This is a genomic window from Pseudomonas sp. UBA5706 (assembly GCF_002419965.1).
Lineage (GTDB): Bacteria > Pseudomonadota > Gammaproteobacteria > Pseudomonadales > Pseudomonadaceae > Aquipseudomonas.
The window spans coordinates 20,368-38,271 of record NZ_DIHC01000036.1; the positions used below are offsets into that span (position 1 = coordinate 20,368).

General features: G+C 57.8%; 23 protein-coding genes. 12 read left to right on the plus strand and 11 right to left on the minus strand.

All coding sequences use genetic code 11. The features are described 5' to 3' along the window. Positions 1-83: 83 nt before the first annotated feature. Positions 84-1,268, plus strand: a complete 1,185-nt coding sequence (gene algW / locus B3I26_RS17065) for a Do family serine endopeptidase AlgW (RefSeq protein WP_296259277.1) — start codon at positions 84-86, stop codon at positions 1,266-1,268. A 126-nt stretch (positions 1,269-1,394) separates the two neighbouring features. Here algW and hisC read toward each other — a convergent pair whose 3' ends face one another. The 10 genes from hisC to B3I26_RS17115 form a co-directional block, all read right to left on the minus strand. Beyond that, a complete protein-coding gene (hisC, locus tag B3I26_RS17070; protein ID WP_296259278.1) occupies positions 1,395-2,447 on the minus strand; it encodes a histidinol-phosphate transaminase in 1,053 nt (350 codons plus the stop codon). A gap of 2 nt (positions 2,448-2,449) precedes the next feature. Further along, complete coding sequence (gene hisD, locus B3I26_RS17075; RefSeq protein ID WP_296259280.1) at positions 2,450-3,778, minus strand: histidinol dehydrogenase; 1,329 nt, start codon at positions 3,776-3,778, stop codon at positions 2,450-2,452. Positions 3,779-3,921: 143 nt separating this feature from the next. Continuing rightward, entirely contained in the window at positions 3,922-4,557 is a 636-nt protein-coding gene (gene hisG, locus B3I26_RS17080) for an ATP phosphoribosyltransferase (RefSeq protein WP_296259281.1), read from the minus strand. 166 nt (positions 4,558-4,723) lie between these two features. Continuing rightward, complete coding sequence (murA, locus tag B3I26_RS17085) at positions 4,724-5,989, minus strand: UDP-N-acetylglucosamine 1-carboxyvinyltransferase (RefSeq protein ID WP_296259284.1); 1,266 nt, start codon at positions 5,987-5,989, stop codon at positions 4,724-4,726. Positions 5,990-6,011: 22 nt separating this feature from the next. After that, the gene (locus B3I26_RS17090; protein ID WP_296259286.1) at positions 6,012-6,251 is read right to left on the minus strand and encodes a BolA family protein; all 240 of its coding nucleotides are present in this window, start codon (positions 6,249-6,251) and stop codon (positions 6,012-6,014) included. 115 nt (positions 6,252-6,366) lie between these two features. Beyond that, complete coding sequence (locus B3I26_RS17095) at positions 6,367-6,669, minus strand: STAS domain-containing protein (protein ID WP_296259288.1); 303 nt, start codon at positions 6,667-6,669, stop codon at positions 6,367-6,369. Further along, positions 6,666-7,319, minus strand: coding sequence for an MlaC/ttg2D family ABC transporter substrate-binding protein (locus B3I26_RS17100; RefSeq protein WP_296259289.1), 654 nt, complete (start codon positions 7,317-7,319; stop codon positions 6,666-6,668). Before B3I26_RS17100 ends, B3I26_RS17095 begins: the two co-directional genes overlap by 4 nt. An 11-nt stretch (positions 7,320-7,330) precedes the next feature. Beyond that, positions 7,331-7,798, minus strand: a complete 468-nt coding sequence (mlaD, locus tag B3I26_RS17105; protein ID WP_296259293.1) for an outer membrane lipid asymmetry maintenance protein MlaD — start codon at positions 7,796-7,798, stop codon at positions 7,331-7,333. Continuing rightward, positions 7,798-8,595, minus strand: a complete 798-nt coding sequence (gene mlaE, locus B3I26_RS17110; protein ID WP_296259294.1) for a lipid asymmetry maintenance ABC transporter permease subunit MlaE — start codon at positions 8,593-8,595, stop codon at positions 7,798-7,800. Before mlaE ends, mlaD begins: the two co-directional genes overlap by 1 nt. Continuing rightward, positions 8,595-9,404 (minus strand): ATP-binding cassette domain-containing protein, encoded by an 810-nt coding sequence (locus tag B3I26_RS17115; RefSeq protein WP_296259296.1) that lies wholly within the window; start codon positions 9,402-9,404, stop codon positions 8,595-8,597. Before B3I26_RS17115 ends, mlaE begins: the two co-directional genes overlap by 1 nt. Positions 9,405-9,717: 313 nt before the next feature. Between B3I26_RS17115 and B3I26_RS17120 the strand changes: the two genes are divergently transcribed. From B3I26_RS17120 to B3I26_RS17165, 10 genes are all read left to right on the plus strand, one after another. Next, complete coding sequence (locus B3I26_RS17120; RefSeq protein ID WP_296259297.1) at positions 9,718-10,692, plus strand: KpsF/GutQ family sugar-phosphate isomerase; 975 nt, start codon at positions 9,718-9,720, stop codon at positions 10,690-10,692. Continuing rightward, on the plus strand, positions 10,693-11,226 hold the full coding sequence (locus B3I26_RS17125; protein ID WP_296259298.1) for a KdsC family phosphatase: 534 nt from the start codon (positions 10,693-10,695) through the stop codon (positions 11,224-11,226). A gap of 10 nt (positions 11,227-11,236) precedes the next feature. Continuing rightward, positions 11,237-11,809 carry an LPS export ABC transporter periplasmic protein LptC gene (gene lptC, locus B3I26_RS17130; RefSeq protein ID WP_296259299.1) on the plus strand — a complete coding sequence of 191 codons (573 nt, stop codon included), beginning with the start codon at positions 11,237-11,239 and terminating at the stop codon, positions 11,807-11,809. Then, a complete protein-coding gene (gene lptA, locus B3I26_RS17135) occupies positions 11,796-12,344 on the plus strand; it encodes a lipopolysaccharide transport periplasmic protein LptA (protein ID WP_296259300.1) in 549 nt (182 codons plus the stop codon). Before lptC ends, lptA begins: the two co-directional genes overlap by 14 nt. After that, on the plus strand, positions 12,344-13,069 hold the full coding sequence (gene lptB, locus B3I26_RS17140; RefSeq protein WP_296259302.1) for an LPS export ABC transporter ATP-binding protein: 726 nt from the start codon (positions 12,344-12,346) through the stop codon (positions 13,067-13,069). The genes lptA and lptB overlap by 1 nt, the downstream gene beginning before the upstream one ends. A 187-nt stretch (positions 13,070-13,256) precedes the next feature. After that, positions 13,257-14,750 carry an RNA polymerase factor sigma-54 gene (locus tag B3I26_RS17145; RefSeq protein WP_296259305.1) on the plus strand — a complete coding sequence of 498 codons (1,494 nt, stop codon included), beginning with the start codon at positions 13,257-13,259 and terminating at the stop codon, positions 14,748-14,750. Between the two features lie 77 nt (positions 14,751-14,827). Then, the gene (gene hpf, locus B3I26_RS17150) at positions 14,828-15,136 is read left to right on the plus strand and encodes a ribosome hibernation-promoting factor, HPF/YfiA family (RefSeq protein WP_296259308.1); all 309 of its coding nucleotides are present in this window, start codon (positions 14,828-14,830) and stop codon (positions 15,134-15,136) included. An 11-nt stretch (positions 15,137-15,147) separates the two neighbouring features. Beyond that, positions 15,148-15,612 carry a PTS IIA-like nitrogen regulatory protein PtsN gene (gene ptsN, locus B3I26_RS17155; RefSeq protein WP_296259309.1) on the plus strand — a complete coding sequence of 155 codons (465 nt, stop codon included), beginning with the start codon at positions 15,148-15,150 and terminating at the stop codon, positions 15,610-15,612. 2 nt (positions 15,613-15,614) lie between these two features. Then, positions 15,615-16,472 (plus strand): RNase adapter RapZ, encoded by an 858-nt coding sequence (gene rapZ / locus B3I26_RS17160; RefSeq protein WP_296259311.1) that lies wholly within the window; start codon positions 15,615-15,617, stop codon positions 16,470-16,472. A 16-nt stretch (positions 16,473-16,488) separates the two neighbouring features. Further along, positions 16,489-16,761, plus strand: coding sequence for an HPr family phosphocarrier protein (locus B3I26_RS17165; RefSeq protein WP_296259312.1), 273 nt, complete (start codon positions 16,489-16,491; stop codon positions 16,759-16,761). Positions 16,762-16,929: 168 nt separating this feature from the next. Here the strand turns inward: B3I26_RS17165 and B3I26_RS17170 are convergent, their stop codons facing one another. Further along, positions 16,930-17,406 carry a PA2169 family four-helix-bundle protein gene (locus B3I26_RS17170; protein ID WP_296259315.1) on the minus strand — a complete coding sequence of 159 codons (477 nt, stop codon included), beginning with the start codon at positions 17,404-17,406 and terminating at the stop codon, positions 16,930-16,932. 228 nt (positions 17,407-17,634) lie between these two features. Here B3I26_RS17170 and B3I26_RS17175 point away from each other — a divergent pair, with 228 nt between their 5' ends. Then, positions 17,635-17,898, plus strand: a complete 264-nt coding sequence (locus B3I26_RS17175) for a DUF3820 family protein (protein ID WP_296259316.1) — start codon at positions 17,635-17,637, stop codon at positions 17,896-17,898. The last annotated feature ends 6 nt before the right edge of the window (positions 17,899-17,904 follow it).

The following is a 17,904-nucleotide window of genomic DNA, read 5'->3' on the forward strand; positions in this document are numbered from 1 at the left end:
GACCGTGCCGGTCCTCGTATAATGCCCGCCATTATGGCGCAGACAAGCCTCGAACCCTGCGCGTTCACCTCAGGACTCTATAAATGTTCAAAGCGCTGCGTTTTCTCGGCTGGCCGTTGCTCGCTGGTGTGCTTATCGCTTTATTGGTTATTCAGCGCTATCCGCAGTGGGTCGGTCTGCCGAGCCAGGACGTCAACCTGCAACAGGCGCCGCAGACGACCCTTATCCAGCAAGGCCCGGTGTCCTATGCCGACGCCGTCAGCAGCGCGGCGCCTGCGGTGGCCAACCTGTACACGACCAAGATGGTCAACAACAAACCGAACCATCCGTTGTTCGAGGACCCTCAATTCCGTCGTTTCTTCGGTGACAACCTGCCCAAGCAGCGCCGCATGGAGTCGAGTCTGGGTTCGGCGGTCATCATGAGCCCGGAAGGCTACCTGCTGACCAACAACCACGTGACTTCCGGTGCCGATCAGATTGTCGTGGCATTGAAGGACGGTCGTGAAACCGTCGCGCGTGTCATCGGCAGCGATCCGGAAACCGACCTTGCCGTGCTGAAAATCGATCTGAAAAACCTGCCCTCCATTACCTTGGGCAGCTCTGACAGTATTCGTATCGGCGACGTCGCGCTGGCTATCGGCAACCCGTTTGGTGTTGGCCAGACGGTCACCATGGGCATCATCAGTGCCACAGGCCGCAACCAGCTGGGGCTCAATACCTACGAAGATTTCATTCAGACCGACGCGGCAATCAACCCGGGCAACTCGGGCGGCGCGCTGGTGGATGCCAATGGCAACCTGACCGGCATCAACACCGCAATTTTTTCCAAGTCCGGAGGATCCCAGGGCATCGGTTTCGCGATTCCGACCAAGCTGGCGCTGGAAGTGATGAAATCGATCATCGAGCATGGTCAGGTGATTCGTGGCTGGCTGGGCATCGAAGTGCAGCCCCTGACCGAGGAGCTGGCTGAATCCTTTGGTTTGAAGGATCGCCCTGGCATCGTGGTTGCCGGTATCTTCCGCGACGGCCCCGCACAAAAAGCCGGCCTGCAACTGGGCGACGTGATTTTGAGCATCAACGGCGAACCTGCCGGCGACGGTCGCAAGTCGATGAACCAGGTTGCACGTACCAAACCCTCGGAAAAGATCGCGATTCAGGTGATGCGCAATGGCAAAGAACTGAAGCTGACGGCCGAAGTTGGCCTGCGTCCGCCGCAGACGCCAGCAGCCGCGCCAGCGACGGCGCCCGCGCCCGCGCCTGAAAATTGAAATAGGTCGACACCTCCTGTAATAGCTCCGGCCGGACAGCTACAGAGCCAGGGTGCGCAGTTCGAGGTTGTTGCATGCCATAAAAAAACCGCCGATCAAGGCGGTTTCCTGAGTGGATGCGTTCAGTTACAACTCCCCCAACGCCTCCAGCAGCGCCAGATTTTGCTCAGGCGTGCCAATGGTGATGCGCAGGAATTGGGCGATGCGTTCCTGTTTGAAGTGACGCACAATCACGCCCTGCTCACGCACCTTAGCCGCAAGGCCGGCGGCGTCATGTTTGGGGTGGCGGGCGAAGATAAAGTTAGCCGCCGAAGGCAGCACCTCGAAGCCTTTACCCTGCAATTGCTCAACCAGTTTTTCCCGGCTGGCGATGATCAGGTTGCAAGTGTTCTGGAAATGCTCGCGATCGTCGAATGCAGCAGCCGCGCCTACAATAGCCATGCGATCCAGCGGGTAAGAGTTGAAGCTATTCTTCACTCGCTCAAGGGCCTCGATCAGATCGGGATGCCCCACCGCCAGCCCCACGCGCAGGCCAGCCAGTGAGCGCGACTTGGACAAGGTCTGCGTCACCAGCAGGTTCGGATAGCGATCCACCAGGCCAATCGCGCTCTGACCACCAAAATCGATGTAAGCCTCGTCCACAATCACCACTGAATTCGGGTTCGCCTTGAGGATTTGCTCCACCGCGTCCAGCGCCATCAGGCAACCGGTCGGGGCGTTGGGGTTCGGGAAGATGATGCCACCGTTTGGACGGGCGTAATCCTCGACGCGAATCTGGAACTGCTCATCCAGTGGCACGGCTTGGTATTCAACGCCGTACAGTCCGCAATACACCGGGTAGAAGCTGTAGCTGATGTCCGGGAACAGCAGCGGTTTTTCCTGCAGGAAAAACGCGTGATAGGCGTGCGCCAGCACCTCATCGGAACCGTTGCCGACGAACACACGGTTGGTGTCTACACCGTAATAGCGAGCTACGGATTGTTTGAGCAGGTCACCATTTGGATCAGGATACAACCGTAGATCGTCGCCGATCGCGGCGCGCATCGCTTCAATGGCCTTTGGCGAAGGGCCATAGGGGTTTTCGTTGGTGTTCAGCTTCACCAGCTTGGTCAACTTGGGTTGTTCGCCCGGCACGTAAGGCACGAGGTCACGGACAAAGGGACTCCAGAATTTGCTCATGCTCACTTGCCTTCTTGTTGGTTATCGACGATCCGATACTCGGCACTGCGTGCATGAGCCGTCAGCGACTCGCCACGTGCCAGTACCGAGGCGGTCTTGCCCAGTTCCGATGCGCCCTGCTCCGAGCAGAAGATGATCGAAGAGCGTTTCTGGAAATCGTAAACGCCCAGCGGCGAGGAGAAACGTGCGGTGCCGGATGTTGGCAGCACGTGGTTCGGCCCTGCGCAGTAGTCGCCCAGTGCTTCAGACGTGTGACGCCCCATGAAAATGGCGCCGGCGTGGCGAATCTGTGGCAGCCATACCTCAGGATCTGCCACCGACAATTCCAGGTGCTCGGGCGCGATTCGATTGGCGACTTCGATGGCCTGACTCATATCAGCCACCTTGATGAGGGCGCCGCGGCCGTTGATCGAGGTGTTGATGATCTCGGCGCGTTCCATGGTCGGCATCAGCCGGGCGATGCTGTTGGCGACGCTATCGAGGAATTCGGCATCCGGACTGACCAGGATCGCTTGGGCGTCTTCATCGTGCTCGGCCTGGGAAAACAGGTCCATCGCAATCCAGTCCGGATCGGTCTGGCCATCGCACACGACAAGAATCTCCGAAGGACCGGCGATCATATCGATACCGACCTGACCGAACACGTGACGCTTGGCCGTGGCCACATAAATGTTGCCTGGGCCGACAACCTTGTCGACCTGCGGCACGCTTTGCGTGCCATAGGCCAGCGCCGCGACTGCCTGCGCGCCACCGATGGTGAACACCCGGTCGACGCCAGCAATGCAGGCAGCCGCCAGCACCAGTTCGTTCAGCTCGCCGCGCGGAGTCGGCACGACCATAACCACCTCGCCTACCCCAGCGACTTTGGCCGGGATCGCGTTCATCAGCACCGACGACGGATAAGAGGCCTTGCCTCCGGGCACATAAAGCCCAGCCCGATCAAGCGGCGTGACCTTCTGGCCCAGCACCGTGCCGTCGGCTTCGGTGTAGCTCCACGAGTCCTGCTTCTGCCGCTCATGGTAACTGCGCACGCGATCGGCGGCCTTTTCCAGTGCCTGACGCTGAGCGGCAGTGATGCGGGTCAGCGCCAGTTCCAGACGCTCGCGGGGCAGGATGAGCTCAGCCATCGAGGCGACGTTCAGCCCATCGAAACGCTGGGTGTACTCAACCACCGCCGCATCGCCGCGCTCGCGCACGTTTTTGATGATGTCCAGCACACGCTGATTGACCGAATCGTCAGACACACTTTCCCAGCTCAACAGATGATCCAGATGTCGGGCGAAATCCGGATCAGCAGCGTTGAGTCGGCGAATGGGGTTGGAAGTGGTCATAGCGTGAGCCTCATTAATTGGCGTTTTCTCAGATGCCTTGAACAGCGGCAGCCTAAGCTACCAAGCCATCCGCGCAGGCACCTGAGAATTTGGCTATGACACGGATAGCTGGGCGCAACCCCGCGAGAGGTCACGCAGAACAGTCAACCGCGGTGTCGCGACTCCACGGCACTGCGAAGAGTGTCGATTAGCGACTGGATACGGGTATGCTGCATTTTCATCGATGCCTTGTTGACCACCAGACGCGAACTGATGTGTGCGATCAGGTCTTGAGGCTCCAGGCCATTGGCACGCAGCGTATTGCCAGTGTCGACCACGTCGATGATCTTGTCGGCCAGCCCCACCAGCGGCGCAAGCTCCATGGAGCCATACAGCTTGATGATATCGACCTGACGGCCCTGTTCGGCGTAGTAACGCTTGGCAACGTTGACGAATTTGGTGGCAACGCGCAGACGTCCCTTGGGCTCGGCAGCACCGACGGCACCGGCGGTCATCAACTTGCACTGGGCGATTTGCAGATCCAGCGGTTCGTAAAGGCCCTGGCCGCCGTATTCCATCAAGACGTCCTTGCCGGCCACACCCAGATCAGCCGCGCCATGTTCGACGTAGGTTGGCACATCGGTCGCACGTACGATTAGCAGGCGCACATCGTCCTGAGTCGTAGGAATGATCAACTTACGGCTCTTGTCCGGATTCTCAGTCGGCACGATGCCCGCAGCAGCGAGAAGCGGCAGAGTGTCGTCAAGGATTCGGCCCTTGGACAGTGCAATGGTCAACATGGGAAACGTCAGTCCTTATCAGCAAGCGCGTGTCGGGTCGCAAGCGGCGCCCGGCAACCTTCGAGCCCATGACGCGGACTCGAAGCGAAACGATTCAAAAGGTCAAACCTTCACTCAGCGGCTCCCTCGCCTGCACTCGATGCAAGCGAGGGAGCGCCGAACACTGCTAACCCGGAACGCGACGGATCTTGGCGCCCAGCATTTGCAGTTTCTCTTCAATGCACTCGTAACCGCGGTCGATGTGGTAGATGCGATCGATCAGCGTATCGCCCTCAGCGATCAACGCGGAGATCACCAGGCTGGCCGAAGCGCGCAGGTCAGTCGCCATGACTGGCGCGCCCTTGAGTTTGGTGCAACCGGTGACGATCGCCGTGTTGCCTTCGACCTGGATCTGCGCGCCCATGCGGTGCATTTCATATACGTGCATGAAGCGGTTTTCGAAGATGGTTTCGATCACTGCACCTGTGCCTTCGGCAATGGCGTTCAGCGAGATGAACTGCGCCTGCATGTCGGTCGGAAAAGCCGGGTACGGCGCGGTGCGCACGTTGACCGCTTTCGGACGCTTGCCGTGCATGTCCAGTTCGATCCAGTCGGTGCCAGTAGTGATTTCGGCGCCGGCCTCACGCAGTTTCTCGAGCACGGCCTCCAGAATCGTCGGATCGGTGTCCTTGAGCTTGACGCGACCGCCAGTGGCAGCTGCTGCGACCAGATAGGTACCGGTTTCGATTCGGTCAGGCATGACGCGATAGGTCGCCGAACCCAGACGCTTGACGCCTTCGATGGTGATCGTATCGGTGCCCGCACCGGAGACACTGGCGCCCATGGCGTTGAGGAAGTTTGCCAGGTCGACGACTTCCGGCTCGCGCGCGGCGTTCTGCAGTACGCTGCGGCCGTTGGCCAGAGCGGCAGCCATCATAATGTTTTCGGTACCGGTCACACTTACGGTGTCGAAGAAGAAGTGCGCCCCACGCAAGCCGCCCTCTGGCGCCTTGGCCTTGATGTAGCCGCCTTCGACGTCGATGATCGCGCCCATGGCTTCAAGGCCGCGGATGTGCAGATCTACCGGGCGCGAACCGATGGCGCACCCGCCCGGCAATGCAACCTCCGCCTCACCGAAACGGGCAACCATCGGCCCCAGCACCAGGATCGACGCACGCATGGTTTTCACCAGTTCGTACGGGGCAACCAGGGTCTTGATGGTACGTGGATCAATTTCGACACTGAGCTTCTCGTCGATGATGGGCTCGATGCCCATGCGCCCGAACAGCTCGATCATGGTGGTGATGTCGTGCAGGTGCGGCAGGTTGGCGACGGTCACAGGACCATCAGCCAGCAACGTGGCAGCGAGAATCGGCAGGGCAGAATTCTTCGCCCCGGAAATGCGGATTTCGCCATCAAGACGAATGCCGCCAGTAATAATCAGTTTGTCCATTAGAATCTCGACGCCAATTGGCTCAGGTGCGCTCGGCCCATGCAGCGCGGCTGAAAAATTTCATGGTGACCGCATGGATGCTGCCATCGGCGATCCATGGGTTCAAATGCGTGTAGATCTGCTGCTGGCGCTTGACCGGACTCAGCGCGGCCAATTCGTCGCTGATCACATTCAACTGGAAGTTGCAGCCTTCACCTTCAACTTCAACCTGGACTTCTGGCAACTTACCTTCAAGGAAGCCTTTAACTTCTACGGCCTGCATGCTTAACCTCAATCGGCGCCCTACGCGCGCGGGTCGGCCATCATACAAAAAAGCCCTCTCGTTGCGAACCCTACTTTCATAGGAGCCGGACGAGGGGCTTGAGCGATGACAGCAATCAATGTTGGTCGAACAGTTCGGTCAAACCCGATACCTGTGCAATTTCCCGCATGTCTGCAGGCAAGGAGCGAACGCTGACCGATTTACCAGCGGCCTGGGCGTCGCGCATGAACGCCAGCAGCAGGGCCAGGCCCACACTGCTGGATTTCTCCACCGCCGAGCAATCAAGCACCAACGCTGGTGCATCACTGGCCTTGATCAATTCGGCCCCCTGCTCACGCAGCGCCGGGCCGGTACGGTAATCCAGTACGCCGAACAGCTTGAGCTCGCCGCCGCCAACGGTGACATTTGGATCACTCATTTAACGACCTTGTCGTTGGAATTCTCGGTAGATTCCTTGGCCTTGGCGACTTCACCCGCCCAGCCATCGATAGTCTTGTCTAGATTGTTGCCGTTGCGCTGCATGGCGTCAGTGAACTGATCACGGAACAACTTGCCAATGTTGATGCCGTTAATGATCACGTTGCGCACTTTCCACTCGTTGTTGAGTTTGACGAGGGTGTAGGACACAGGATAGACCGCGCCGTTATTGCCCTTGACCGACATATCAACGGAAGTGCGGTCAGCACCCTCCTCCTTGGCTGGGGAGACGGTGATGCCCTGGTTGTTGTATTCGAGCAGCGCGTTGCCATAGAACTGAATCAGGCTGCGCTTGAAGTTTTCCTGGAAGCGCTGCATCTGCGCAGGGGAAGCATTGCGTGAGTACTTGACGGTCATGATGCTTTTTGAAATGCCATCAGCATCGAGTACCGGTCCGACGATGCCGTTGAGCGCATCGTAGAAGGCCTGCGGGTTGCTTTTGTACTGCTCTTTGTTTGCAGCCAGATCGGCCAGCAACCGATTGGTTGTGTCCTGAACCAAATCATGTGCAGAAGTCGTAGGGGCAGCATTGCCCATCAAGGGCAGAGCAGCCAATAGCACCAAAAGGCCACGGCGCAGAATCGAGATCATGAAAAAACTCCTCATTTGGCGTCTTTGCCTACGGAATTAAGCAGGAACTTACCGATCAGGTCCTCGAGTACCAACGACGACTGGGTGTCATGAATCGTGCCGCCATCCTTCAACAACTGGTCATCACCGCCGACGCTGATGCCGACATATTTCTCGCCCAGCAAGCCTGCGGTGAGAATAGAGGCGGTGGAGTCCGACGGCAGATTGTTGACCTTCTTGTTGACTTCCATGGTCACCCGACCGGTGAAGGTATCGTGGTCCAGATCGATTGCTGTGACCTTGCCGATGGTCACACCGGCCATAGTCACCTTCGCTCTGACAGTCAAACCGGCAATATTGTCGAAATTTGCATAAAGTTTATAACTGTCGTTCGTCGTGCTGGCGCTCAGACCGCTGACGCGCAGGGCGAGCAAGAGCAAAGCCAGGATCCCGGCCAGCAGGAACAGGCCGACACCGGTTTCTAGGGTGCGGTTTTGCATCAGAAGTCTCCAAACATCAAGGCGGTCATAATAAAGTCCAGGCCCAGTACGGCCAATGAGGCGTAAACCACGGTCTTGGTCGTGGCGCGGCTGATCCCCTCTGACGTGGGCTCGCAGTCATAGCCTTGGAACACGGCAATCCAGGTAACCACAAAGGCGAAGACGACGCTCTTGATGACACCGTTGATCACATCGTTGGGGAAAGAAACGCTGTTTTGCATATTCGCCCAGAACGAACCTTCGTAGACACCCAGCCAGTCCACCGCGACCCATGAACCGCCCCAGATGCCGACAACACTGAATATGAGGGCCAGCACCGGTAACGAAATGAAGCCGGCCCACAGACGTGGCGCGACGATGTACTTGAGCGGATCGACGCCAATCATTTCGAGGCTGGACAACTGCTCGGTGGACTTCATGTTGCCGATTTCGGCGGTCAGCGCGGAACCCGCACGACCGGCGAACAGCAACGCCGTCACCACCGGTCCCAACTCGCGAAGCAAGGTCAGGGCGACCATCTGCCCGACCGCCTGCTCGGAACCGTATTGGGCGAGAATGCTGAAACCCTGCAGCGCCAATACCATGCCGATGAACACACCGGACACGACGATGATTGCCAGCGACATCACGCCAACCGAGTGAAGCTGACGGACCAGCAGCTGGAAACCGCCACCGATTCCGCCGCGCCCAAGCAACGCATGAACCAGAAAAATCCCCGAACGCCCCAGTACTGCAACAATATCGATCGCCGAGCGCCCCATCAGGCGAACACGATCCATCAATGACTTTCTGCGCATCAGCGCTTCCCCAAAAGATCTTCGCGATAATCCGGTGCCGGATAGTGGAAAGGCACGGGGCCGTCTGGATCCCCTGTCATGAATTGACGGATACGCGGGTTATCCGACTGCATCAGTTCCTGCGGCGTTCCCTGCCCCAGAACCTGACCGTCACCGACAACATATAGATAGTCGGCGATGCTCGCGGTTTCCGCCAGGTCGTGAGAAACCACGACACTGGTGATACCCAGCGCATCGTTGAGCAGGCGAATAAGGCGCACCAGCACACCCATGGCGATAGGGTCCTGCCCCACGAATGGCTCGTCATACATGAGAATCTGCGGGTCGAGCGCAATCGCGCGGGCGAGCGCCACGCGGCGCTTCATACCACCGGACAGCTCATCAGGCATCAACTCGACCGCGCCACGCAGGCCCACGGCCTGGAGCTTGAGCAGCACGATGTCGCGAATCATGTCTTCGGGCAGCTTGGTGTGCACACGCAGCGGGAACGCCACGTTTTCGAACACGTCCAGATCGGTGAAGAGCGCGCCGCTCTGGAACAGAACTCCCATTTGCTTGCGAGCATCGAAAAGATCGCTGCGCGACAGCTTCGGCAGGTTCTGGCCATTGACCCAAACCTCGCCGCCGCTCGGGCGCAGCTGTGCTCCCATCAGTCGCAGCAGCGTGGTTTTACCACTGCCCGACGGCCCCATGATGCCGGTGACCTTGCCCCGGGGGATGCGGATGTCCACATTATTGAAGATGCTGCGCGTACCGCGTTTGAAGGACACGCCCTTCAATTCGACCGCGTAGGCGTTATCGGCACTCATCTAAACTCCTTGCGAGGCAGCCAGTCTCTCAGACGTCGCGTCCTTGACGAACGACACACTGTCTGGAGGGGCCGAACAAGCGGCGAACTATAACACCGCTGTCGTATGCCGCCAAAGCTACAACACGGCAAGTCGCACGATGGCGAGAAATATTTCGCCGCTAGCAGAAATTTCCTGCAGTGGATGAGCCACCTGCTGAACAGGAACTGACGGACCGAGCGATTCTATAAACAAAGAGCGACGATGATGCGTGAGGGTTTTGAACATTGTCGCTATAATCCCGGCCTTTTCACCCGACTGACCCTTTCCCGACATGACCAACGCCCGCGACCTGATCCAATCTGCACAGCGCACCATCCGCCTTGAAATCGAGGCGGTCGAAGGTGTCCTTGCTCACATCGATGCGGATTTCGTCAACGCCTGCGAGATGATTCTGGCAAGCCAGGGCCGCGTGGTCGTGGTGGGCATGGGCAAATCCGGGCACATTGGCAAAAAGATCGCAGCCACGCTGGCCAGCACTGGCACTCCGGCCTTCTTCGTACACCCTGCCGAGGCCAGCCACGGCGACATGGGCATGATCACCAGCGCCGACATCATCCTGGCGCTGTCCAACTCCGGCAGCACCGCTGAGATCGTGACCTTGCTGCCGCTGATCAAACGCCTGGGCATCAAGCTGATCAGCTTAACTGGCAACGCCGAATCGACACTGGCAAAGGCCGCCGACATCAATCTCAATGCGCGAGTGGAAAAAGAAGCCTGCCCGTTGAATCTGGCCCCGACCTCCTCCACTACCGCAGCGCTGGTCATGGGTGACGCGCTGGCGGTGGCGTTGCTGGATGCGCGCGGCTTCACTGCCGAAGACTTCGCCTTCTCGCACCCCGGCGGTGCGCTGGGCCGCCGCCTGCTGCTCAAGGTCGAGCACGTCATGCACACCGGGGATGAACTACCCAAGGTAGCTTGCGGCACGCCGCTGCGCGACTCGCTGATGGAGATGACCCGCAAGGGCCTGGGCATGACGGCGATCATCGAAGCCGATGGGCGTCTGGCCGGGATCTTCACCGATGGCGACCTGCGCCGAACCCTGGATCGCGACATCGACATTCGCCAGGCGACCATCGACGATGTCATGACCGTCCATGGCAAGACCGTGCGAGCCGAAATGCTGGCAGCCGAGGCCTTGAAAATCATGGAAGACAACAAGATCGGCGCGCTTATCGTTGTCGACGGGAACGACTACCCGGTCGGCGCGTTCAACCTTCAGGATCTGCTGCGCGCAGGAGTGATGTAAATGAACCTCGATAAAAACGAACTGCTGCAGCGCGGTAAACAGATCAAACTGGCCATCTTCGACGTCGATGGCGTGCTGACCGATGGCCGCCTGTACTTTCTCGAAGACGGAAGTGAATTCAAGACGTTCAACACCCTGGACGGCCAAGGCATCAAGATGCTGATCAACTCGGGTGTCATCACCGCCATTATCAGCGGCCGCAAAACGCCGGTGGTCGAGCGCCGTGCAAAAAACCTGGGCATCGCCCATCTTTATCAAGGCCGCGAAGACAAGCTGATAGTGCTCGACGAGCTGTTGCAGCAGTTGAACCTAACATATGAACAGGTCGCTTATCTGGGCGACGACTTGCCGGACCTGCCGGTTATTCGCCGGGTCGGCCTGGGGATGGCCGTCGCCAATGCCGCCGGCTTCGTCCGCGAGCACGCGCATGGCACTACCCAGGCACGGGGCGGCGGTGGTGCGGCTCGAGAATTCTGCGAGTTGATCCTGACAGCTCAGGGCAACCTCGAAGCGGCCCACGCCGCCTACTTATAGAAGTGGATTTATGCTGAGCAAACGAATTCGTACATTCCTGATCTTCGGTGTGCTGGCAGCATTGCTCGCGGCGGCTGGCTACTGGAATATCAGCCCGGAAAGCTTCATGGACCAGCCAAAGGCCGCCGTGGACGAGAGCGCTATCGACTATTACGCGACGAATGCTCACAGCATTCAGTATCTGCCCGATGGCGGCATGCAGTACGACATGACGGCAGACAAGGTCGAGCATCTGAAGGCCACCGACGTCACGCTGATGACCACTCCGGTCCTGCAGATGTATCGCGGCTCGGAGTTTCCCTGGCATGTTCAGAGCGTGCGCGCCGAAGTCTCCCCCGGTGGCGATCACGTAGAACTGATCGACAAGGTGCGCATCAACCGTACCGACGAACAGAAGCGCGAAACCATCATTACCAGCACGCGCATGACTGTCTTCCCTCAGAAGCAATATGCGGAAACCGCTCAACCCGTTAGAATCGACGGATTCAACGGCGTGAGCACCGGCACGGGTATGAAAGCCTATCTAAAAGAAAGCAGGATACACCTGCTATCGAACGCAAGAGGACAGTATGAGGCTCCTTAAAACCCTCCCTATTTTGCTCGGCCTGGGCGCAGCACTGGGAAGCGTGAGCGCCTGGGCTCTGCCGAACGATCAGGATCAGCCTATCCACATTTCGGCCGACGATGCGCAGCTGGACGACAAGCAAGGCATCGCGACCTACACAGGCAATGTGATCATCACCCAGGGCTCGATGAAGGTGACCGGTAACAAAGTGACCATGACCCGTACGCCGGCAGGTGACATTGACGTCGTGACATCGGTGGGCAACCTTGCCTATTTCGAGCAGATACAGACCGCCGGGGACCCGAAGCCCGTCCAGGGCTGGGGCGTCACGATTCAGTACCATGCACCCCAGAACCGCATTGTGTTGATCGACAAGGCCAAGGTGATCGACAAGGACAACAATACCACTCAGGGCGAGAAAATCGTCTATGACACGGTTAAGAAACAGGCCAGTGCCGGGCGCGCCACGGGCAGCAAGGTCACTGAAGCCAGGCCTCGTGTCGACATGGTGATCCAGCCGAAAAAGAAAACCGACCAGCAGAAGGCCCAGTAATGGCGACGCTGAAAGCCCAACACCTGGCCAAGGCCTATAAAAGCCGTCAGGTCGTACGCGACGTCAGCCTGTCCATCGACAGCGGTCAGATCGTTGGCCTCCTGGGGCCAAACGGTGCAGGCAAGACCACCTGCTTCTACATGATCGTCGGCCTGGTTCAGGCTGATCAGGGGCGCGTGCTGATCGACGACAATGACGTCAGCCACCAACCCATGCACGGTCGTGCGCGTGCCGGTATCGGCTATCTTCCGCAGGAAGCCTCGATCTTCCGCAAACTTTCGGTTTCCGACAACATCATGGCGATCCTCGAGACCCGCAAGGAACTCGACCGGGCCGGGCGCCGCAAGGAGCTGGAAAGCCTGTTGCAGGAATTTCACATCACGCACATCCGCGACAACCTGGGCATGAGCCTGTCCGGTGGTGAACGCCGCCGTGTCGAAATCGCACGCGCGCTCGCGACCTCGCCGAAATTCATACTGCTGGACGAACCATTTGCCGGCGTCGACCCCATCTCAGTGGGCGATATCAAGCAAATCATCTACCATCTCAAGGCTAAAGGCATCGGTGTATTGATCACCGACCACAACGTCCGTGAGACCCTCGATATCTGCGAAACCGCCTACATCGTCAATGATGGGCAGCTGATCGCAGAGGGCAACGCTGAAACCATCCTTGCCAACCAGCTGGTGAAGGAAGTGTATCTGGGTCACGAGTTCCGCCTGTAAGCGTAGCGATGACAGAGATGGGTGGGCGGATGCAACATACGCCTCTTTGCCCTCTCACAATAATTGTCATCACACCCTAGGCAAATACTCCGCTTTCAGGCATATAATTTGCTTAAGTTGGCGCTTCGGCGCCCTAGTAGTGGATGGCGCGCATATGCGCCGGCGAATAAGGTATGAAGCCCCTGCCATGAAACCTTCGCTAGTCTTGAGAATGGGCCAGCAGCTGACGATGACACCGCAGCTGCAACAGGCCATCCGCTTGCTCCAACTGTCGACTCTGGACCTTCAACAGGAAATCCAGGAAGCACTGGAGTCCAATCCCATGCTGGAGCGCCAGGAAGAGGGTGAGGACTTCGACAACGTCGACCCGATGGCCGACAACATCGAGCAAAAGCCCAACCCTGACGTTCAGGAACCGACCTATCAGGAACCCGCCCCCACTGTCGACAATCTTGAAGATGGCGACTGGAGCGAGCGCATTCCCAACGAACTGCCTGTCGACACTGCCTGGGAAGATGTGTACCAGACCAGCGCCAGCAGCCTCCCCAGCAACGATGATGACGAGTGGGACTTCACCACCCGTACGTCGGCTGGGGAAAGCCTGCAAAGCCACCTGCTTTGGCAATTGAACCTGGCTCCGATGTCCGATACCGATCGACTGATCGCCGTCACGCTCATCGACTGCATCAATAATCAGGGTTATCTCGACGAGTCGCTCGAAGAACTGCTCGACGCCTTCGACCCGGAACTTGACATCGAGCTGGACGAAATCGAAGCCGTGCTGCACCGCATTCAGCAATTCGAGCCTGCCGGAGTAGGCGCCCGCACCCTGAGCGAATGCCTGCTGCTGCAGTTGCGTCAGTTGCCGGCCAGGACCAGGTGGCTCGCTGAAGCACAGCGGCTGGTCAGCGACTACATCGACCTGCTGGGCAGCCGCGATTACGCACAGCTGATGCGTCGCATGAAGATCAAGGAAGATGACCTGCGCCAGGTCATTGAACTGGTGCAGAGCCTCAATCCGCGTCCCGGTTCGCAAATCGAGTCCAGCGAAGCCGAATACGTCGTTCCCGACGTTATCGTGCGCAAAGACAATGAACGCTGGCTGGTCGAGCTTAATCAGGAAGCGGTACCGCGTTTGCGCGTCAACCCGCAGTACGCCGGCTTTGTGCGTCGTGCCGACACCAGCGCCGACAACACCTTCATGCGCAACCAGTTGCAGGAAGCGCGCTGGTTCATCAAGAGTCTGCAAAGCCGCAACGAAACGCTGATGAAGGTCGCGACTCAGATCGTCGAGCATCAGCGCGGGTTTCTCGAGTATGGCGACGAGGCAATGAAGCCGCTCGTACTGCATGACATCGCCGAGGCAGTGGGCATGCACGAATCGACGATTTCACGGGTGACCACGCAGAAATTCATGCACACGCCCCGCGGCATCTACGAACTCAAGTATTTCTTTTCCAGTCACGTCAGCACCTCCGAAGGCGGTGAATGCTCGTCCACCGCCATCCGCGCGATCATCAAAAAACTGGTGGCGGCGGAAAATCAGAAAAAGCCGTTGAGTGACAGCAAGATCGCTGGTTTACTGGAGGCACAAGGCATTCAAGTGGCCCGCCGCACAGTCGCCAAATACCGCGAGTCCCTCGGGATAGCGCCATCAAGCGAACGCAAGCGGCTGATGTAAAGGTCACACGCCACAGCGTTCCAGTGGCAGGCATCCAAGCCTGCCTCTTAATGCACTGGCAACGAAGGAGAAGCTGTATGCAAGTCAACATCAGTGGACACCAACTGGAAGTGACCAAGCCCCTGCGCGAGTACATCGAGCTGAAGCTGAAAAAGCTCGAAGGGCATTTTGACAAGATTACGAACGTGCAGGTGACGATGGCCGTCGAGAAGCTCAAGCAGAAGATCGAGGCCACCCTGCATATCCACGGTGGAGAGGTGGTTGCCAACGCCGAACATGATGACATGTACGCGGCGATCGACCTGCTCACTGACAAGCTAGACAGACAATTGCTCAAGCATAAGGAAAAGCAGCACAACATCCTCAAAGGTGCGGCCGCTCGCTAACGATCCCATCCATGATCCGACTTGAAAATATCCTGACCCCTGGCCGTTCTCTCGTGAATGTGCCAGGCGGCAGTAAAAAGGCTGTACTCGAAGAGATTGCCAAGATGATCGGGCAACAAGTGCCCGAACTCGACCGGCAATCCGTTTTTGAAAGCCTTATCGCCCGAGAGAAACTCGGCTCTACCGGGTTTGGGAATGGCATCGCTATTCCTCACTGCCGACTCAAGGGCTGCACATCGCCGGTCAGCGCTGTGTTGCATCTGGAGCGTCCGGTCGACTTCGATGCCATCGACGGCGCCCCGGTGGACCTGCTGTTCGTTCTCTTGGTACCTGAGGCGGCCACCGATGCACACCTCGAGCTGCTCCGCCAGATTGCCAGTATGCTTGACCGCGCCGAGGCGCGCGCCAGCCTGCGCAATGCCAAGAGTAGCGAGGAACTGTACAACGTGGTGCTCAACGTTCAGAACGGGCACTGACCATGCGCATGATCATCGTCAGCGGTCGCTCAGGCTCCGGCAAGAGCACGGCCCTCGATGTTCTTGAAGACAGCGGATTTTATTGTGTCGACAACTTGCCGGCTGGCTTGCTCCCTGAGCTTGCAGAGCGTGCGCTAATCAATAGCGAACATGCTGAACCGCTGCTCGCGGTGTCCATAGATGCACGCAACCTCCCCAGTCATTTGACCCGTTTCCCCCGAATGCTCGAAGAAGTACGCGACCGCCATATCCAGTGCGATGTCCTGTTTCTGGATGCTGACGAGGCCACGCTGCTCAAGCGCTTTTCGGAAACACGTCGACGCCACCCCTTGAGCAACGCCACGCGCTCGCTGGCAGAAGCCATACGTGACGAGAAGAGTTTACTTGGACCGATCATCGACTTGGCCGACCTGACCATCGACACGACCCATCTGAATCTCTATCAACTGCGCGACACTCTTAAGTTGCGCCTTTTAAACAGACCAGAACCCGGAACGGCTTTCCTGATCGAGTCCTTCGGCTTCAAACGGGGCATGCCGGTAGATGCGGATCTGGTGTTCGATGTGCGCTGCCTGCCCAACCCGTACTGGAAACCCAGTCTGCGCGAGCAATCCGGGCTCGACAAACCGGTAGCGGAGTATCTGGCGGCACAGCCTGACGTTGAAGAGATGTTTCAGGACATCTCTACCTACTTGACCAAGTGGCTTCCGCGTTTCGCTGCCAGCAACCGAGCCTATGTCACCATTGCCATTGGCTGCACCGGCGGACATCATCGCTCCGTCTACCTGACCGAACGTTTAGGTCAGGTCCTGCAACAATCGCTCAAGAATGTTCAGGTCCGCCACCGCGACCTAAGCTGAAAGGATCCCCACCGCGATGCCCGCTCAACAAATTACCATTATTAACAAGCTGGGCCTGCACGCCCGCGCCGCTGCAAAGTTCGTCGGCGTCGCCGGCAAATATTCCTGCCAGATTCGGGTCGGTCGCACGCCAGATAGCATGGTCGATGGCAAAAGCATTATGGCCGTGATGATGCTGGCAGCCGGTAAGGGCACCGATATACACCTGATGACCGAGGGTGAAGGCGAACAGGCAGCGCTGGATGATTTGATCAAATTGATCAACGACAGGTTTGATGAGGGTGAGTGATCGCTTGACTGTCTGCGGGCTGAGAGCGCTGGCTGAGCATGGGGAAAATTGACTTTCGTTGAAGCCAAGGGCCGTTATCTATATATCAGTGGTATAAAAAAACGCCAGGCTACGCTGGCGTTTTTTTATGCTGCACGACCGAATCAGAAACTAATCCGGCCACAATGCCTAGTGCGTATTGCTAGCCTTGACGGTGTTACGCAGTTGTTTGACCTTGTCGTGATTGGCTTGCACGCCCGCCTGCTGGCGCTCAATCAGACTCGTCACATTCACAGGCAGATTTTTCTCACGTGCCTTCTGTGATGCTTCTTTATACGCTTTTAGCGCATGGTCTTCGCCGCGCTCTACTTCGTTCAACACAGCCTCATCGCTTTTACCAGCGAGGGCGGATTTCAGCCCAACCCAGAGACGATGCACATCAGCGGCGGCGCTGGAAGAGTCCTCTGGATCTCCACCCAATGCGCGGACTTCACTTTGTAGCTCGGTAACAGCGGCCTTGCACTCTGACGAACGCGACAGGAAATACGCTTTGATTTCTGGGTTTTTGATATCTTCGGCGCTGGTGTGAAAACCTTTTTCGCCATCAATGCTGGTCTGGATCAGATCATTAAGGACCGAAATCGCTTCTTTATTAATATCTGTCATTTTGCAGTTCCTTTCTGGCAGGTTAATTGGGTAAAAACCGTTACATCTATTCGATAACAATACTGCTGCAGAGTGCATGCCAACTTTTTGTTTGAAATAAATTCTTATTTTTCAACGGGTTATCCTTAGTGATACTCCGCCAACCCTCGCGTTATGCATGATCTACCTGTTTGCAGGCATGCAGAATGCACGTATCTTAAGGTTCCATGAAAAAGCGAAAGGCATGCGATGAATCCCGAAAAACTCAAACTTTTGGTTAGCCGCGACATGCCGTACGGCAAATACAAGGGCCGCCTGCTCGCCGACCTCCCGGGCGATTACCTTAACTGGTTTGCACGCCAGGGGTTTCCGACTGGAGAGCTCGGCAGTCTGCTGGCGCTGATGCACGAGATCGACCACAACGGCCTGTCAGACCTGCTGGCCCCCCTGCGTACTCGACCTCGTGAACCGCTAGGGGGAAAACCCTCAAAGACTCCCATCCGTTTTTCCTGACCCATT

Bases quoted from the DNA above. Each gene is read 5' to 3' on its own strand.
- algW (WP_296259277.1), top strand. From the start codon at position 84: ATGTTCAAAGCGCTGCGTTTTCTCGGCTGGCCGTTGCTCGCTGGTGTG.
- hisC (WP_296259278.1), bottom strand. From the start codon at position 2,447: ATGAGCAAATTCTGGAGTCCCTTTGTCCGTGACCTCGTGCCTTACGTG.
- hisD (WP_296259280.1), bottom strand. From the start codon at position 3,778: ATGACCACTTCCAACCCCATTCGCCGACTCAACGCTGCTGATCCGGAT.
- hisG (WP_296259281.1), bottom strand. From the start codon at position 4,557: ATGTTGACCATTGCACTGTCCAAGGGCCGAATCCTTGACGACACTCTG.
- murA (WP_296259284.1), bottom strand. From the start codon at position 5,989: ATGGACAAACTGATTATTACTGGCGGCATTCGTCTTGATGGCGAAATC.
- B3I26_RS17090 (WP_296259286.1), bottom strand. From the start codon at position 6,251: ATGCAGGCCGTAGAAGTTAAAGGCTTCCTTGAAGGTAAGTTGCCAGAA.
- B3I26_RS17095 (WP_296259288.1), bottom strand. From the start codon at position 6,669: ATGAGTGATCCAAATGTCACCGTTGGCGGCGGCGAGCTCAAGCTGTTC.
- B3I26_RS17100 (WP_296259289.1), bottom strand. From the start codon at position 7,319: ATGATCTCGATTCTGCGCCGTGGCCTTTTGGTGCTATTGGCTGCTCTG.
- mlaD (WP_296259293.1), bottom strand. From the start codon at position 7,798: ATGCAAAACCGCACCCTAGAAACCGGTGTCGGCCTGTTCCTGCTGGCC.
- mlaE (WP_296259294.1), bottom strand. From the start codon at position 8,595: ATGCGCAGAAAGTCATTGATGGATCGTGTTCGCCTGATGGGGCGCTCG.
- B3I26_RS17115 (WP_296259296.1), bottom strand. From the start codon at position 9,404: ATGAGTGCCGATAACGCCTACGCGGTCGAATTGAAGGGCGTGTCCTTC.
- B3I26_RS17120 (WP_296259297.1), top strand. From the start codon at position 9,718: ATGACCAACGCCCGCGACCTGATCCAATCTGCACAGCGCACCATCCGC.
- B3I26_RS17125 (WP_296259298.1), top strand. From the start codon at position 10,693: ATGAACCTCGATAAAAACGAACTGCTGCAGCGCGGTAAACAGATCAAA.
- lptC (WP_296259299.1), top strand. From the start codon at position 11,237: ATGCTGAGCAAACGAATTCGTACATTCCTGATCTTCGGTGTGCTGGCA.
- lptA (WP_296259300.1), top strand. From the start codon at position 11,796: ATGAGGCTCCTTAAAACCCTCCCTATTTTGCTCGGCCTGGGCGCAGCA.
- lptB (WP_296259302.1), top strand. From the start codon at position 12,344: ATGGCGACGCTGAAAGCCCAACACCTGGCCAAGGCCTATAAAAGCCGT.
- B3I26_RS17145 (WP_296259305.1), top strand. From the start codon at position 13,257: ATGAAACCTTCGCTAGTCTTGAGAATGGGCCAGCAGCTGACGATGACA.
- hpf (WP_296259308.1), top strand. From the start codon at position 14,828: ATGCAAGTCAACATCAGTGGACACCAACTGGAAGTGACCAAGCCCCTG.
- ptsN (WP_296259309.1), top strand. From the start codon at position 15,148: ATGATCCGACTTGAAAATATCCTGACCCCTGGCCGTTCTCTCGTGAAT.
- rapZ (WP_296259311.1), top strand. From the start codon at position 15,615: ATGCGCATGATCATCGTCAGCGGTCGCTCAGGCTCCGGCAAGAGCACG.
- B3I26_RS17165 (WP_296259312.1), top strand. From the start codon at position 16,489: ATGCCCGCTCAACAAATTACCATTATTAACAAGCTGGGCCTGCACGCC.
- B3I26_RS17170 (WP_296259315.1), bottom strand. From the start codon at position 17,406: ATGACAGATATTAATAAAGAAGCGATTTCGGTCCTTAATGATCTGATC.
- B3I26_RS17175 (WP_296259316.1), top strand. From the start codon at position 17,635: ATGAATCCCGAAAAACTCAAACTTTTGGTTAGCCGCGACATGCCGTAC.